This window comes from Chryseobacterium sp. B21-037, from assembly GCF_028570785.1.
GTDB classification, from domain to species: Bacteria; Bacteroidota; Bacteroidia; order Flavobacteriales; family Weeksellaceae; genus Chryseobacterium; species Chryseobacterium proteolyticum.
Genome location: NZ_JALGCB010000001.1, coordinates 3957955 through 3974180 on the forward strand (window position 1 = coordinate 3957955; position 16226 = coordinate 3974180).

Sequence of the window (16226 nt, forward strand, 5' to 3'; positions counted from 1 at the left end):
AACAAATGGGCGAAATATTTTCACCGGGAAAGCTCATGCTTACTTCAGAATATTTTGCTATAGATGGAGCTCTTGTCCTAGCGGTACCAACCAGGCTGGGACAAGAGTTTTTCTTTGAAGAAACGGAAGATGGGAAATCATTGGTTTTTTGGGAAGCTTACCATCAAAATAAACTATGGCTGAAAGTGGTCATTGATTATTCCTCTTGGAAAATCCTTGAGACAAATATAGCTCCCAGTGCCCAATTTCTTATAAAAACGTTGAAAAACGTCCAAAAGCTTTCTACTCGTAAATTCCAGAATGCAGATTCATACTTTTTAAAAACAAATCTACAGTTCCCTTCCGATTTTGGATTGGGAAGCAGTTCAACATTAATGAACAACCTTTCTGTGTGGGCTGATACAGATCCTTTCATGCTAAATAGTCTAAGTTTGGGTGGAAGTGGTTATGATATTGCTGTCGCAAAGGAAAAATCAGCAGTTTTGTATCAGAATAAACCGGTAATACAATATAAAAGAGTAACCTTTGATCCTATCTTTAAGGACGACTTGATTTTTATCCATTTAAATCAAAAACAAGACAGCAGGGAAGCAATCGATCTGTATAAGTCTAAAATAAAATCCCGGAAACTGATCGAAGTATTTTCTGCCCTTACCAATGAAATTCTATTATGTAATGAATTAAATGATTTTTGTCATTTAATGACTGTTCATGAAAGAAAAATTTCTGATTTTCTGAATATTCCTACCGTTAAAGACAAATTCTTCTCCGACTGTCCGGTTTTTGTGAAAAGTTTGGGTGCCTGGGGGGGAGATTTTGTAATGAGTGCCAAATTTAGGGGCTTTGAGGACTATTTTCGGGGAAAAGGTTTTGCGACTATTTTTGAATGGACTGATATAATTGCTTGATATTTAATAATTTGCCGTTCTGTTTTTTTCTTTGTCATTCTGACTTATATCATTATATTTAACCACCTGTAACACTAAATTAATATTTAATTTTGTTGGACTAAAAAAAGAAATAGAAAATATAAGTAAAATGAAACACGCTAAAATCATCCAGGATTTGCAAAAATTAGGGATTAAGGGAGACTACGAAATAATATATAATCCCTCATATGAGGAATTATTTCAAGCAGAAGTTTCTCCTGAAAATCAGGGTTTTGAGAGAGCTGAACTTACGGAATCTGGTGCAGTATCAGTAAAAACAGGAATTTTTACTGGCCGTTCTCCAAAAGACAGATACATTGTTCAGGATGATGTTACAAGAGACACAATTTTCTGGGATGGCAAAGTGAACTTGCCTACAACAGCAGAAATCTTCAAGTCTTGTAAAGAATTAGTGCTAGACCAACTTTCTTCTTCTAAGAAAATTTATGTAGTGGATGCATTTTGTGGAACAAATGCTGACACAAGACTTAAAGTGAGATTCATCGTAGAAGTTGCATGGCAGGCGCATTTCGTTACTAATATGTTCATCCGTCCATCTCATTATGAGCTGGAAAACTTTGGAGAACCTGATTTCACTGTTGTGAACGGTTCTAAAACAACGAATCCGAATTGGGAAGCTCAGGGACTAAATTCCGAGAATTTTGTAATGTTCAACCTTACGGAAAAATTACAGATCATTGGAGGAACCTGGTATGGAGGAGAAATGAAAAAAGGAATGTTCGCAATGATGAACTACTACCTTCCGCTAAAAGGAATGGCATCTATGCACTGTTCTGCAAACGTAGGAGAAGAAGGAGATGTTGCTTTGTTCTTCGGCCTTTCCGGAACAGGTAAAACAACTTTATCCGCTGATCCTAAAAGATATCTTATTGGTGACGATGAACACGGTTGGGATAACAATGGAGTTTTCAACTATGAGGGAGGTTGCTATGCAAAAGTAATTGACTTATCGGAAGAAAAAGAACCGGACATTTTCAGAGCAATTAAAAGAGATGCTCTTCTTGAAAATGTTGTTGTAAATAATGGTGTTTCTGATTATACTGATAATTCAATCACTGAAAACACGAGAGTTTCTTATCCGATTTACCATATTAACAAAATTGTACTGCCTTCTAAAGCTGGGCATGCTAAGAAGATTGTTTATCTTTCAGCTGATGCATTCGGAGTATTACCTCCGGTTTCAATTTTAGATGAAAATCAGGCTCAATACCACTTTTTATGTGGATATACTTCTAAATTAGCAGGAACTGAAAGAGGAATTACTTCTCCAGAACCTTCATTCTCTCCGGCTTTTGGTGAGGCATTTCTTACGTTACATCCTACCATGTACTCTAAAACCTTGATTGGTAAAATGAAAGAACATGGAGCAAAAGCTTATTTGGTAAATACAGGATGGAACGGTACAGGAAAAAGAATCTCATTAAAAGATACAAGAGCCATTATTGATGCAATAATTGATGGATCTATTGAGAACGCTCCTAAGGCACAAGTACCTATTATGAACTTGGAAATTCCTACTTCTTTACCCAATGTTTCAGAAGGCATTCTGGATCCAAGACATACATACAGTGATGCTTCAGAGTGGGAAGAGAAGGCTAAAGACTTAGCATCAAGATATATTAAGAATTTTGAACAGTATTGTAACACTGAAGAGGGGAAAAAGCTGGTTGCTTCCGGACCTCAATTACAAGAACAAACAATATAAAAAAAGAAAAGCCTCATCATTGATGAGGCTTTTTTATGTATTAAAACATCCTAAAAGCTTAATAAAGCCAGTCTGTATCCTTTCATTCCAAAGCCGGATAATACAGCATCTGTGTGAGCCGCTGTTACTGACTTTTGCCGGAATTCTTCTCTTTTATAAATATTGCTGATATGTACTTCAATCTTAGGTTTCTGTATATTCTTTAAACAGTCGGCTATCGCATAAGAGTAATGAGTAAAAGCCCCCGGATTGATAATAACAGCATCAAAATCATCTTCCTGAAGTCTGTTAATTAATTCTCCTTCAATATTCGATTGATAATAGTTCAGTTCGTAAGAAAGGAATTCATCTTTTAGTTTTTCCAAATATTCATCCATTGAAATTATTCCATAAATTTCAGGTTCTCTTGTACCCAACAGATTTAGATTCGGCCCGTTTATGATTAAAATTTTCATAACATAAAATTAAAAAGTTTTTTTCGATTAGTGCGGATATTTTACGGGTTTTATTTGAAGAAGATGTTTTACATTATTTTTAATGATATTTCTCATGTTTAAAAATTTAACATTTTCTCTAATGGTTTATTAACAGGTGTTTTAAGTGAAAATTAAGTTAATTTTTGAGAATTTAAAATAAAAAATAAATTAGTCTACTTGTTTTATAGACTAATTGTTTTTAGATTTGCATCCATATTTCGATCGGCTTATAAAGAAAGATGGAGGGAACTGACCCTACGAAGTCTTAACAACCTGCATGATGCAAGGTGTTACATTCAGCCTTTTAAGGAAAAATAAGCATTTGGTTAAATCAATTTCTTGATGCCCTTTGCTGTGTTTTCCGCAAAGGGTATTTTTTTAATATTTAACAAATAAAATTGATTATGGTTAGTAGAAATTTATTCAAAGCTGGTGTTTGGATTTCACCCGGTGCTTTGTTTTTCTTAGGCATTATTAGTGTTAATGGGCAGGAGATAAAGCAGAAGAAAGATACGCTTAGGGAAAAAGATATTGATGAAGTCGTTGTAGTAGCTTACGGTAAAGCGAAAAAGACGAGTTACACAGGTTCTGTAGCGACGATCTCCAGCGAAAAGATTAATAATCGGCCGGTAACCAATATTACAAAAGCTTTGGAAGGGCAGGTAGCGGGATTGCAGGCAGTAAGTGCTTCAGGCCAACCGGGTGCTACGGCAACAATCCGTATCAGGGGGATCGGATCTATTAGTGCCTCAAGTAATCCTTTATTCGTGGTGGATGGAATTCCTTTTGATGGAAATATCAATTCTATCAGCCCAAATGATATAGAATCAATTAGTGTTTTGAAAGATGCTACGGCAAGCTCTCTGTATGGATCAAGAGGTGCTAACGGAGTGATTATTGTGACTACAAAGTCAGGGAAAAAAGGAGAATCACGAATCAATTTTAATATCAGTCAGGGATTTTCCAGCAGGGCTGTAAAGGACTATGAACAGGTTACCACGGACCAGTATTTTCAATTATATTGGGAAGCAATGAGAAATGGATATAAATCAGGACAGGTTTCAGCACAACAGGCTGCGCAAATGGCCACAGATAATCTTGTGAATAACCTGGGCATCAATCCATATGGTTCTAACTATGCAAAACCGGTAGGGACAGATGGAAAACTGCTGCCTGGAGCAAGGCCTTTATGGAATGATGACTGGAGGGATATACTACAAAGAGTGGCCTCAAGAAACCAGGTTGATCTTGATTTTAGTGGCGGAAATGAAAAAGGAAACTACTTTTTCTCATTGGGATATCTTGATGATAAGGGTATTGCCATAGGATCCGGATTTACAAAATACAGTACGAGATTGAAGATTAATAATGAAGTGAAAAAATGGTTAACAGTTGGAGCAAACCTTAGCTATACCAATAGTCTTCAGGAGGCACCACCATCTTCCGATTCAAGAACTGATAATATTATTAATGCAGCCAGAGTAATTCCTTCTTTTTATCCATACTATGAAAGAAATCCTGACGGAAGCTATAAGCTTGATGCTAACGGAAATACAATTTACGACTTCGGAAAGTACAGGCCGACAAGTGCTTTGCAAAATCAAAATGCAGCAGCAACTTTGCCATTAGACAAAAATGAAAACAGGGAAGATAACTTTTCAGGAAAAGGGTATTTGGATTTTACCTTCTTACCGGAATTAAAATTTAAATCCAGTTTTTCAATTGACCTGGTAAATTATAATGGGCATTATTATTCAAATCCGTTACTTGGGGAAGGTAGTGAAATCGGAGGTTCAGTGACCAAGACAAATTCACGGACATTATCTTATACAACCAGTAATATCTTGACCTATGACAAAAAATTCAATCAGCATCATTTCAATATTCTAGCCGGACAGGAGTTTTATCATTATGAGTATCAGACGATATCCGGAAGCCGAAGTCAGTTTTCTTTACCTTATTATTATGAACCGGATGCAGCGGCTTTATTAGGAGGTTTTAGTGGTAATAGTGATAAATTAGGTTTACTGAGTTTTTTAGGTAAAGCAGAGTATGATTTCAATAACACTTATTTTATTTCCGGATCTGTAAGATCAGACGGATCTTCCCGTTTTTCACCGCAAAACAGATGGGGAACTTTCTGGTCAGTAGGAGGTTCATGGAAGGCGTCTAATGAGCAATTCATTAAAAATCTAAATTTCTTTAATCAGCTAACCCTTCGTGCGAGTTACGGAGGACAGGGAAATGATAAGTTGAGTACTTATTATGCTTACCAGAGTCTTTACGCATTTTACAATAATCTGGGAGAAGGGGGAACAGTTGCTAGCAGACTTCCCACTCCTGATCTTAAGTGGGAAACCAATCTTAACTTGAATGTGGGGCTGGAATTTGCTATTCTTAAAAACAGGGTCAAGGGTAATGTGGAATATTTCCAGCGTCAAAGTAAAGATCTTTTATTTGACAGGCCTTTGGCTCCCTCTCTTGGTTTTAGTGGTTATTCAGCGAATATTGGAGAACTGAAAAATACAGGCTTTGAATTTTCATTATTCACAACTCCGATTAAAACGGACGATTTCCAATGGGATGTTGATGTTAATGTAACAACCCTAAAAAACAGAATTACGAAACTTCCTAAAGGCCCAATTGTAACAGGAACTAAATTATTGCAGGTTAGGGGTTCTGTTTATGATTTCTTTATTCCGGAATGGGTTGGAGTTGATCCAAGTAACGGTGCTCCGCTATGGAAATATGTTTATCAGGATGCCAATGGGAATACAGTAGAAGGAACAACTTCCGAATATGCAAAGGCGACAAAAACATTACAGGGTTCTTCTTTGCCTAAATTTTCCGGTGGAATCACTACAAATATTACATATAAGGATTTTGATTTATCCGCGCTGCTAACTTTTAGTGTTGGAGGAAAAATTCTTGATACAGATTACACCATGTTAATGTCAAATGGAAGCAATGCTGGAAGAGCATGGAGTGCAGAGATGTTAAACAGATGGACGCCTGAAAATCCCAATACGGATGTTCCGGCTTTAAGTACAACGACAAATAACTGGACTTCAACGTCCTCAAGGTTTTTATACTCGGGGACTTATGCCAGATTGAAAAATGTGAGTATCGGATATACGTTACCTTCAGATTATTTCGGAAGACTGGGACTGAAAAAGTTCAGAATTTATCTTCAGGCTGAAAACCTTTTAACTTTCTACAAGCATAAAGGAATGGATCCCGAGCAAGCTATAGATGGTACCACTTATTACAGATATCCGGCAATGAGAACAATAACATTCGGTCTTCAGGCTACACTTTAAGTTTATATTAAAACAATCAAAACAATGAAAAAAATAAAATATATATCATTTATACTTATTGCAGCTTTCTCTTCTACTGCATGTACTAATGATTTGGAAACAGCTCCTACTAATCAGGCTAATGAAGCCGAGATATTCAAAACAGCTGAAAGTGCTGAAACGGTGATTAATGGGACATGGGCAAAATTCAATGATGACGGGCCTACCTATGCTAATATTGGCTATTCAACTGTATTACGGGCCAGCGATGCTATGGGAAGTGATGTCGCTGTCCTTACTAATAAATATGGCTTTGCATCGGCTTACGCTTTTACCGATTTAGTGAATAGTACCGGAAGTCGTTCTCAATTTGTATGGAGTTTATTATATTCTGCAATCAACAACATGAATAATGTGATTAGTCGTATTGATGGAGTAGAAGGAAGTCAGTCTAAAAAGGATCAGGTTAAGGGCCAGGCAAAAGCTTTACGTGCTTTTTGTTACTTGAATTTAGCAAGCCTTTATCAGTTTAGTTATTTAAAAGATAAAAACGCTTTGGTGGCTCCAATTTATACAGAACCTACAACCACAAATTCTGTAGGAAAAAAGAGAGCTAGCCTTGAAGAAATTTATACTTTGATTAAAAATGACCTATCAGAAGCAGGACTTTTATTAGCAAATTATACAAGAAATAATAAGGATAAAATTGATAAGTCTGTAGTATATGGATTATTGGCCAGGACTTACTTAAATACCGGTGAGTGGACTAAGGCTACTGCTGCTGCTCAAATTGCAAAAGCTAGTTTTCCGTTGATGGCTCCCGAAAAGTATAAGGACGGGTTTAATGATATTACCAATGGGGAATGGATCTGGGGACATGGTCAGACGCAGGAACAATCAGGAGAAAGTTATGCATTCCACTACTTAGATGTTTCTTCATCAGGAAGTTACTACTACAGTTTTATGGCAGATCCATATTTTAAAGATTTATTTGACACCCATGATATCCGGTATCAATTATTTCAATGGGATGGGCTTCCTGGAAGAGAAGGACTTTTAAGATATGCTAAATTTAAATTTAAAGCTAATCTCATTGCTGATATTGTGTTTATGAGATCAGCTGAAATGTATTTAATTGAAGCTGAGGCAGAAGCCAGAAATGGGAATGTGACCAATGCTGTGGCAGTTTTGAATCAACTGAAATCAGCGAGACAGGCTAATCTGTACAGTGGATCTTTAGCCCAGAATGATGTGATCAAAGAAGTCCTGATCGAAAGAAGAAAGGAATTGTTTGGAGAAGGATTTTCATTGTCTGATATCATAAGAACTCAGGGAACTGTAGTAAGAAAACCTTTTACTGATTCCAATGGTCAGCCAATTAAAGTACAAGTAACAACTCCGGATGGAACTGTAAAAACAGTGAATGGAAGAGGACATTCTGTATTTTCTTTTCCTGATCAATCTGCCTTTGCGCCAAACAGTAAGTATTATTTGTTTACGATTCCGCAGAAGGAGGTGGAGAATAACCCGAATTTGTGAGGAAGTAAATAAGGTGTTATTTTTATGGTTATTATTTATAATGAGAATTTTATAAAAAAAATCTTTTTAATTAAAATAAAAGGTTGTCTCGGCGAGGAGACAACCTTTATTTTATATATTCTATTAGAAGATCTACATTAATTTTTGTACTATTTTCTTCCTAATGAAAAATATAAAAATGAGCGAAATAATTTTCAAAAATATTACTATTTCATCTACTTTCAAGTGATTATCTACATCATATTCATAGGCTATATATGATGTACATTGACTTACAATCAGTAAAAACTGGAATATTGTAAATATAATAAGTGATATTTCCGCCACATCATATCTGTTAAGCATCGACATGTGAATTCCCAAAAGTTTTTTTGTTATTCTATCCGCATATCGCATCATTACAAACCCAATCCCAATCAATATTAAATAAAAAATAAGGGACGATATCATACCATTATTGATTCCAAAATTTATTATTTTATAAATGGAAAGAAAAATATAATTAAATATTATATATAAAGATATTATATATATAGTTATACTGATTGAATAAAATACATTTTTCATAATATTACTTTATTAATGGATATTGATTTATCCCACTGCCAGCTCCGGGTAAATGAAAAGTGTAATCGTAGGTCGCTTTACCAAAAGGATGAAACGGAACAACTAAAGAAGTATTCATATTAGTTGCACCTACATAGGATCCTGTTACTTTTACATTAAAAACCATAGTTCCGGAAGGTAATACAAAATCTGCTCTGCCTATATAACTATAACCTGATGGACGAAAATCATTCACATCTTTTAAAATATTAAGAGCCTTTTCATATCTGAAGGTAAAAATCCCATAAGGAGAACTTCCCTGTATTACTACAGATCCTTTATACAATTTTGTAATATTTGTATTTCCACTGCTACCATAGGCTACTACAGAAAGTTTATTTCCAATTAGATTCATAGTACCTTTGATTGTATACCAATCATAATCGGCTACATATGGATCTTTTTCTTTTCCACTGACAGAACCAAAAGGTAATGCTATTGATGAAGCTTCAAAACTAACAGTCTGTCTAGGGATCCTAATGTTTGCTTTTTTAGGGCCTGGACCATTTAAATGGTCCATAGAGTGATTTAAGCCCGCAATGATACCTCCAATAACAGCTCCTTGCCAAAAATTCCCTCCACTGAGTTCGGCTCCCACACCACCTGAAATAGCTCCAAATAATACTTTTCCTGCTGTTTGGTTAGCAAAATCTTTAGCAAACGACCCAAAAGCCGAGGCTCCTAAACTTCCTAATGCTCCTGAAAGCAGAGCTTGATGGAAAGAGCCGCCTTGCATTAATGATAATGCTCCCTGAGCAATACCATGCACTGTTGCTTGCGCTAACGCTACTCCTGTTTGAGCCATCATTTTCAATGCAGCATTTGATACCTGTACAGCTGATTGGAGGGCGGGAGCAAAGAGTTGGCCAATTCCAAAGGTGACCGCTCCGGATATTGCTCCGAACACTGTGGACTTAAATAATCCCAGAAGAGAAAACTTCTGTCCTGTAATAATTGCGCTCACAATATAGCTTGCTGCCCCTACGATTGCCCCTATAACTACAGCTGCTAATAAAGCAGATTCTATTCCGAAAATATATTCTCCGCTAGGATCGTTGAACAATAATGGATTATTCATTACGTATCCATACTTATTATAATTCTGGGTATTATAAGGATCCTGGATATTTTCATCAGGATTTAAGAATCTTCTGAGTAGTGGATCATACAATCTTCCGTTCATGTGGATGATTCCTACTTCGGCAAAATGCTCATGGCTGGTGTATCCTCTTTCAATAAGTAATGCAGTATTATCAATAATATTTTTATCGGTAATAATCGCTCCGTTTCCAATCTGAAGATGTGTAAAATTACCCCATGCATCAAAATGTCTCTGTTCCAACTTGTTACCCGCTTCATCACTAATTGCTAAAATACTTCCGAGATAATCCTTGTGTAAAAATTTATATGAACCATTAGATTCGTTATAATCTTTAAGGAAAATGATGTTACTTTCATACGGTGTTCCACCAATGTAAAGAACATGCTTTTCTTTACCTGTCGTATTGTCTACCACTACTTCAAAACTTCCATCTTCATTATAGAATTTGGTAAACTTCCCATCTCCATCAGTTGCAAAATTGCCACCATAAGTGACTCTTTGTCTCATACTAGTTAATCCATACTGGAAGGCTACATCTCCTTTTTGTCCGTCAATAAATACGGGATCATTGTTCTCGTTGTAAACAATACTTTGGATCAGATCATTGTTATAATTTTGTGTTCCTGCTGCATTTAAGGTCATTCCTGTAGGTTGGTATACCTTAGCTGAGTTATTAAATTTAATGGTTCCTATCTGATCATTTTCCAGAATCCTTCCTTTTTCATCATAAATATTACGATTGCTTGAAGGTTTAACACCCGTTACAGGATTGGTCCAGTTGATCAATCTGTTGTTGTCATCATAATCAAATGATTCAACAATATTAAAATCTCCTCCTGTAGTTCTGCTTTTTAGCTCATTCTTAATCGCATCAAATGAATAAGAAAGCTGAAGGATTCCCGGCTTCACCTGCGAAGAATGGTTCATGTTTGTTAAGAACCCATTCGTGTCATAGGTATTATTTACTTCTGTGGCTCCCAGTGCTGTTTTTAAAACCTGGCCTTTTGCATTAGCTTGTAAAAGCGTCCATAATACCTTCCCTGAATTTCTATCCTTTACCTGAGCGAGTTCTCCATTCCAATTGCTATAAGCGTTTTCAATATTCACTTTTGTAAGTACGCCTGAAGAAAAAAGGCTTTTCTCGTATGATATCACTCTCCCTTTATCATCATAAGTAATTTCTTTCTGCATATAGTACTTACCATTGCTACTTTCAGATGTTGATAACAATCTTCCCTGTTGGTCGTAAGTTACATTTGAACTATATGCTTTTCCTTTGGATGTTCCGTTCTTAGAAGTTACTCTCCCTTTGTTGTCGTAAACAAACGAGATTACTTTGTTGGTAGTAGCGCCGGCATCCGCTGTAGAAATTTCTTTCTGAGTAATAAGCTGTCCAATGCTATTGTAAATGTATTCCTTGGTTCCCTTTGGACTTGTGATTTTTTTAACCTGATCAAAACCATCATACTCATACTTATAAATTCCATTAGATGGATCGTTAAACTCTGTTTTTCTTCCCCAAACATCATATTTAGATGTTACGATATTGGTTCCATACTGAGCGGTAAGTTGTTTTCCTAGGGAATTATAAGTAAAATTAATAGTGCCGCCTTTATCCGAAGTAGAAACAATATTTCCTAGAGCATCAACTGTTTTAGTTGTTGTTCGTCCATATCCATTAAGTTCTTTTAAGGTGGTAACAGTTCCTGATATTGAAGTTTCAGTTTGCTTACCATTAAAGAAGGAAGTTGTAACCTTAGCGGGGAATACTGTATCGTCATAGGTAAATACATTCCACTGAACATTTGCTGGCAATTCTTCTGTTGCCTGGTCAAAATAAGGTTCGGATTCTTTTATTTTCCTACCTAAAGCATCAAACATACGATATACTGCCACGAATTTACCTTGTTCAAAGCCTTTGGTTTGTGTTTTATATTCTTGGCCTAGTTTATTTACATATTTTCTAGAAATATTACCATCAGGTTCATATTCGATAACTATAGTATTTCCCTGGTCATCTCTTATATACTGGTAATTTGTAACGCCTTCTAAATTTGTTTTAGAGGTTAAAATTTTCCCCCAGTTATCATAAGTATTAGTAGCAGTGTTTCCCAGTACATCAGTTTGGGTTAAGATTTGTCCCCAATTATTATAAGTAATACTGGTTTCTAATCCAAGGTTGTCCGTTTTCTTTATAACAAATCTTCCCTTATCATCATATTCGCTTTTGTTAATTCTGAACTGTGAATCACTTCCGGCTGTAACTTTCTTCTCAATGACATTACCGAATCCATCATATTTATAATCTTCAGTAAGATTGTCCGAAAAGTTATTGGAGAAGTTATTCCCAGAAACATTAATGACTGTTTTAGGAAGATTATTCTGATACAAGTAATATTGACTTACTTTATTGGTTGTATTATAAGCCGCATGCTGCATAGTTTTTGCATCCAGATGACCAATAAAATAATCTTTCCCAATTCCTGAAGGATTATGAGTATAAATAAAGTCCGTTGTGGTTACTGAAAAATTATCATTAACATTGGAAGTTGTTTTAGACGGCAGGTAGTAGGTATTGTAAATAGCTGTTCCTGCTGTTGTAACGTTCGTCAAAAAGTCCTTCGCTAACGTAGAGGTTGCGACAGTAGCTGTCACTATTTTGGGCTTGTCAGCATCTGAAATTGTTGTAACTACTTGCCCATTGAGAAGTTTATCTTCCTTATAAATTGTCGATTTATAGCTCAATAACTGAGTATTATTCTCCGAAATATCTGTCGGGAATATCAGGTTTTCATTATTGGTTCTGATAGACCACTCTTTTACAGGGACTCCGTCCAATAAAGGGTCTATTTGTATGCCCGACCAAATTTTTGCATTTTCAAATCCAGCAGCGTATAAAGAGGAGCGGGCAGTTTGACGGAAGCCAATTACCCCTTTTCCTGTAAAGTGACTTAAAAAACCTCTGTATCTGAAGTCCTGGATCAGGGTGCCTGCTGGCGTATATTGTTTAAGCTGTGATACAGCAGCGGATAATGGAGCTTGTTCTAATTCAAAATATGGATAAAGTTCCTTTTTTACAGGCTGATAAAAATTAGCATCTGTTTTGGAATTAAGTTCTTTATAGCTGATCTCAGTGGTGATTCCTCCTTGCTTGATATTCTTAGCTCTTGCCAAAGCTGGCACATAAGGATATCCATATTGAATCACATAGTTGTAACCACACCCGATAACTCCAGAACAATCATCTGGTTTTCCTAAAAGGATAACCTGTTGGTTGTCTTTATTAATGGTCAAATTACTAAAAGGAATTACCTTTTCGTTAAAAGACTTTAACCAGTTTCTTGTTTTGTAGAAGTTGATACCACTATTAGTTTGGATAGAAACTGTGTTTTCAGTATTATAAGGTTGTGGAATGCTTGCTCCCAGAATAGTAATAGGAGGATTGTAAACAATACTTTTATCATTGGCTCCGGATACTTTGTTGACAGAGTAAACTGTAACATTGGTATTAGTCCATTCCTTGTCATGGTGAGCATTCCATGTATGGTCAGTAACTAAAACATTTGAAACAATAATTTCAGATTTTCCATCTCCATCCAAATCTGCTGTATTGTACTGGAAATATCTGCTCATACCATACGCACATCCACTTTCAAAGAAGGTGTTATGAACACCTTGTGTTAAGGTTTCGGTTCCTGAAGAGTAGAAAATAAAGTTATTGATGTAGAACTGATTCAGCTTTTTCCCATCAGATAAAAATAAATTCCAGTTATAAGATTTATTGCCTTGAGGAACTAAGACATCAATTTTGCTGTCGCCGTTAAAGTCACCGTATAGTGCACCATTGAAGAATCCTCCCAATGCTTGTCCTGTGAAGTTTCCTACATTGGATAATACAAAGTTTCCTGCAGATATTTTATTGATATTAAATACTTTGGTCATAGTACCATTGGAGCTATTGAGCCAGATAATATCCTGGATTCCATCTCCGTTAAAATCTGCGAACTGGATTTTCTTTGCAGCTCCTGTTCCTTCGTCATATTTGTAAATGCTTTCGGCAACCGGAAGGTTTTCACTTAGATCAAATAATATGGATGAGTAAAAACTTGTTAAAGTACTTCCTGGAATAATGTTTACCTCTCCATTGTCGATCGGAGGTACTCCATATTCTTCAGTATTGGATGAGTTAACTGAAGGCTCGATATAAGGGAGTGTAGGCGGCGTAGTTTCATCCAAGGCAACAGGATTTGAAATAGTTTTACCAATAGGTTCCGGATCAAATCCTCCATTAATACATGTTCTCGTTCTTCTGAAATTAAAAAGAAGTTCCGTAATTCCGTCCCCGTCATAATCATAGCTTGTCAATTCCGATAAGCTTACAACCGAATAGTTACAGCCCGTCATAGGAAGATCGTCATCTCCGGGATCACCAATAGCATACTGATCATACGTAATTAGTTTCGAATATTCCAGCTTGAATCTGAAATCTGAAATATCTACAGAGTATACCAATAATTCATAATTGGGTTTTTTAGGATCTCCCGTAGCAACGGTATGAGGGATGACGATTCCTGCTTTGTTTTTTACGTATCCGTCTTTTTTGAAAGTCACAGATGCCGCCTTGCCAAATTCAGCAGCTGTAAATCGATTAAGTTCATACTGTAGCGGCATAACCGGAACGTCTTTGTATACGGAGCTCTTAAAGTTCAAAACACCTACCTGTGTGGATCCCGCAGTCCCTGGAGTGGGAACGTATTCCAGATAGTCTGTGATACCATCCATATCAAAATCACCATATTTTTTGGTATTGGTCGTGGTGATATTATATTCTTTAGTTGTTTCCTCTCCTGCAGTCTGAGCAGGTTCATATTCTATAGCTATGGGATTGGCTGCCTCATTATTACTGTTGTATTCCGTAATCTTATTGACAAACTGATAACTCGTACCATTATCCGTATATTCTAATGCATATCTTCTAAACTGATTACCATTAGTGGAAACGATAACCTCATTTAATAATTTGTCCTGATTGTAATAAAATCCCTGATGATAGGAAATCTCTTTAAAAGTCCTATCCAGGTTATAATTGAACGAAATCTCATTGAAATGTGGCTTATTCAGGGTTTCATTCCCACCCCATTTTATTTTCTTTATCCGGGTAACATCCCCACCTGGAACTGGTTGAGAAGTAAGATATTGGTTCTTCTCATATTCATAGGTGATGTAATTCCCCTGGGCATCCATCCATTTTACAAGATTATATCCCATAGAGGTTCTTGCTGCACTATAATGCTCCGGATCGCTGTATTCAGTATCTCCATACCATGCCTGTGAGCCGTCATCAAAGGTAACATGGAACAACATGGGTCCTTGAACTCCATTTTTTGTTCCTAATGATTTGATTTTGATATTGGAGTATTTCTCAGTAACATACTCAGCTCCATCTTTTCCATATTCTCCGGATTTAAGAATGAGTCTTTGTCCGTTAAAGCTATAATTATCTGAATAATCGAGTTGTACTGATTTGGTTATCCCATCTTTTTCAATATTCTTACTTATTCTAGATACTGCTGTTATTCCTGAAATATCCCAACCATAACCCGCAATTCCATTGACAGAACCACTTGTATATGTAAGGTTGATCTGAGGTGCTACACTTTTTATTCCCGGAGGTAAAGCTATTGGTAAGCTAAATTGCAGTTGCCCGGCTCCGGAAACCTCAATGTTTCCCTTGGTATCATGGAAACTCTGGCCTGTTGGTGCAGATGTCCCGGTTGGATTACCGGCTCCGGCATTGGAGTCCGCGGGTCCCCCACCTGGATTTTCAGTAGAAGGCCCGATCTTTGCCACAAAAGGATTTGAAGTGCCGGAGGAGGCCTTAAATCCTTGAGCCAAGACAACGGTTTGCGGATCCTGTACTGTTCTGGAAGTACTTTCCTGCTGATAGAGTATGGTCTGGGAATAGCCCAATACCGAACAGAGGGAAAGTACCAATGATGAAAGAATCTTCATATTCTTGGTTGTTAGTAAATTGTTATGATTAAAAGTTTATCGTTTTGTAATATTTCTGCTGAAGACCCTGCCGTCTTTTAATGCAAAGTGTAAAACATATACACCCCATTCGTAATTGGACATATTGATCTTTAGCTGCTTATTTAATCCCGGAGTATTCTGTTGCTGGAATTTCCAGTGAACCGTACTGTGCTGGTAAAGAGAAACGGATTCTATGAGTCCGTCTACTTCATCGGTCCAGTCTATAGTAAGGAAATCATTCACAGGAACAGGATACAATCTGATCTGTTTCCAGAATGCTTTTTCATCCAGAACCGGTTGTTGCTTGATCTCAGCAATGGTCTTTACCTCTTCAACTTTAGGTTTTTCTTCGGTCTTTGCCAAATTTTTTAAGTCTTCAGGTGCTTTTTTACCACTCACATCTGTCCCTCTGTATCTCTGGTTTCCGGCTTCGTCATACTTGAAGTAGACTTCGGTTTGTGAGAATCCGAAAACACCAATCAACAAAGAAAATAAGGAAAGTAATTTTCTTTTCAT

General features: G+C 36.5%; 7 protein-coding genes and 1 riboswitch. Of the genes, 4 read left to right on the plus strand and 3 right to left on the minus strand.

Annotation, left to right across the window (positions count from 1 at the left end; all coding sequences use genetic code 11):
• The first annotated feature begins 5 nt into the window (after window positions 1-5).
• Window positions 6-908 (plus strand): GYDIA family GHMP kinase, encoded by a 903-nt coding sequence (locus MTQ00_RS17695; RefSeq protein ID WP_273650501.1) that lies wholly within the window; start codon window positions 6-8, stop codon window positions 906-908.
• Window positions 909-1038: 130 nt separating this feature from the next.
• Window positions 1039-2655: a phosphoenolpyruvate carboxykinase (ATP) gene (pckA, locus tag MTQ00_RS17700; RefSeq protein WP_172282384.1), complete on the plus strand. Its 1617-nt coding sequence runs from the start codon at window positions 1039-1041 to the stop codon at window positions 2653-2655.
• Window positions 2656-2705: 50 nt separating this feature from the next.
• On the opposite strand, the gene MTQ00_RS17705 is transcribed toward pckA, so the two are convergent.
• Window positions 2706-3110, minus strand: a complete 405-nt coding sequence (locus MTQ00_RS17705; protein ID WP_273650502.1) for a type II 3-dehydroquinate dehydratase — start codon at window positions 3108-3110, stop codon at window positions 2706-2708.
• Between the two features lie 245 nt (window positions 3111-3355).
• Window positions 3356-3452, plus strand: a riboswitch (SAM riboswitch).
• 83 nt (window positions 3453-3535) lie between these two features.
• Between MTQ00_RS17705 and MTQ00_RS17710 the strand changes: the two genes are divergently transcribed.
• Both MTQ00_RS17710 and MTQ00_RS17715 read left to right on the plus strand, forming a co-directional pair.
• Window positions 3536-6451 carry a SusC/RagA family TonB-linked outer membrane protein gene (locus MTQ00_RS17710; RefSeq protein WP_273650503.1) on the plus strand — a complete coding sequence of 972 codons (2916 nt, stop codon included), beginning with the start codon at window positions 3536-3538 and terminating at the stop codon, window positions 6449-6451.
• Window positions 6452-6475: 24 nt separating this feature from the next.
• Complete coding sequence (locus tag MTQ00_RS17715; RefSeq protein WP_273650504.1) at window positions 6476-7969, plus strand: RagB/SusD family nutrient uptake outer membrane protein; 1494 nt, start codon at window positions 6476-6478, stop codon at window positions 7967-7969.
• 571 nt (window positions 7970-8540) lie between these two features.
• Here the strand turns inward: MTQ00_RS17715 and MTQ00_RS17720 are convergent.
• Both MTQ00_RS17720 and MTQ00_RS17725 read right to left on the minus strand, forming a co-directional pair.
• Entirely contained in the window at window positions 8541-15689 is a 7149-nt protein-coding gene (locus tag MTQ00_RS17720; RefSeq protein WP_273650505.1) for an RHS repeat-associated core domain-containing protein, read from the minus strand.
• 36 nt (window positions 15690-15725) lie between these two features.
• Window positions 15726-16226, minus strand: coding sequence for a hypothetical protein (locus MTQ00_RS17725; protein ID WP_273650506.1), 501 nt, complete (start codon window positions 16224-16226; stop codon window positions 15726-15728).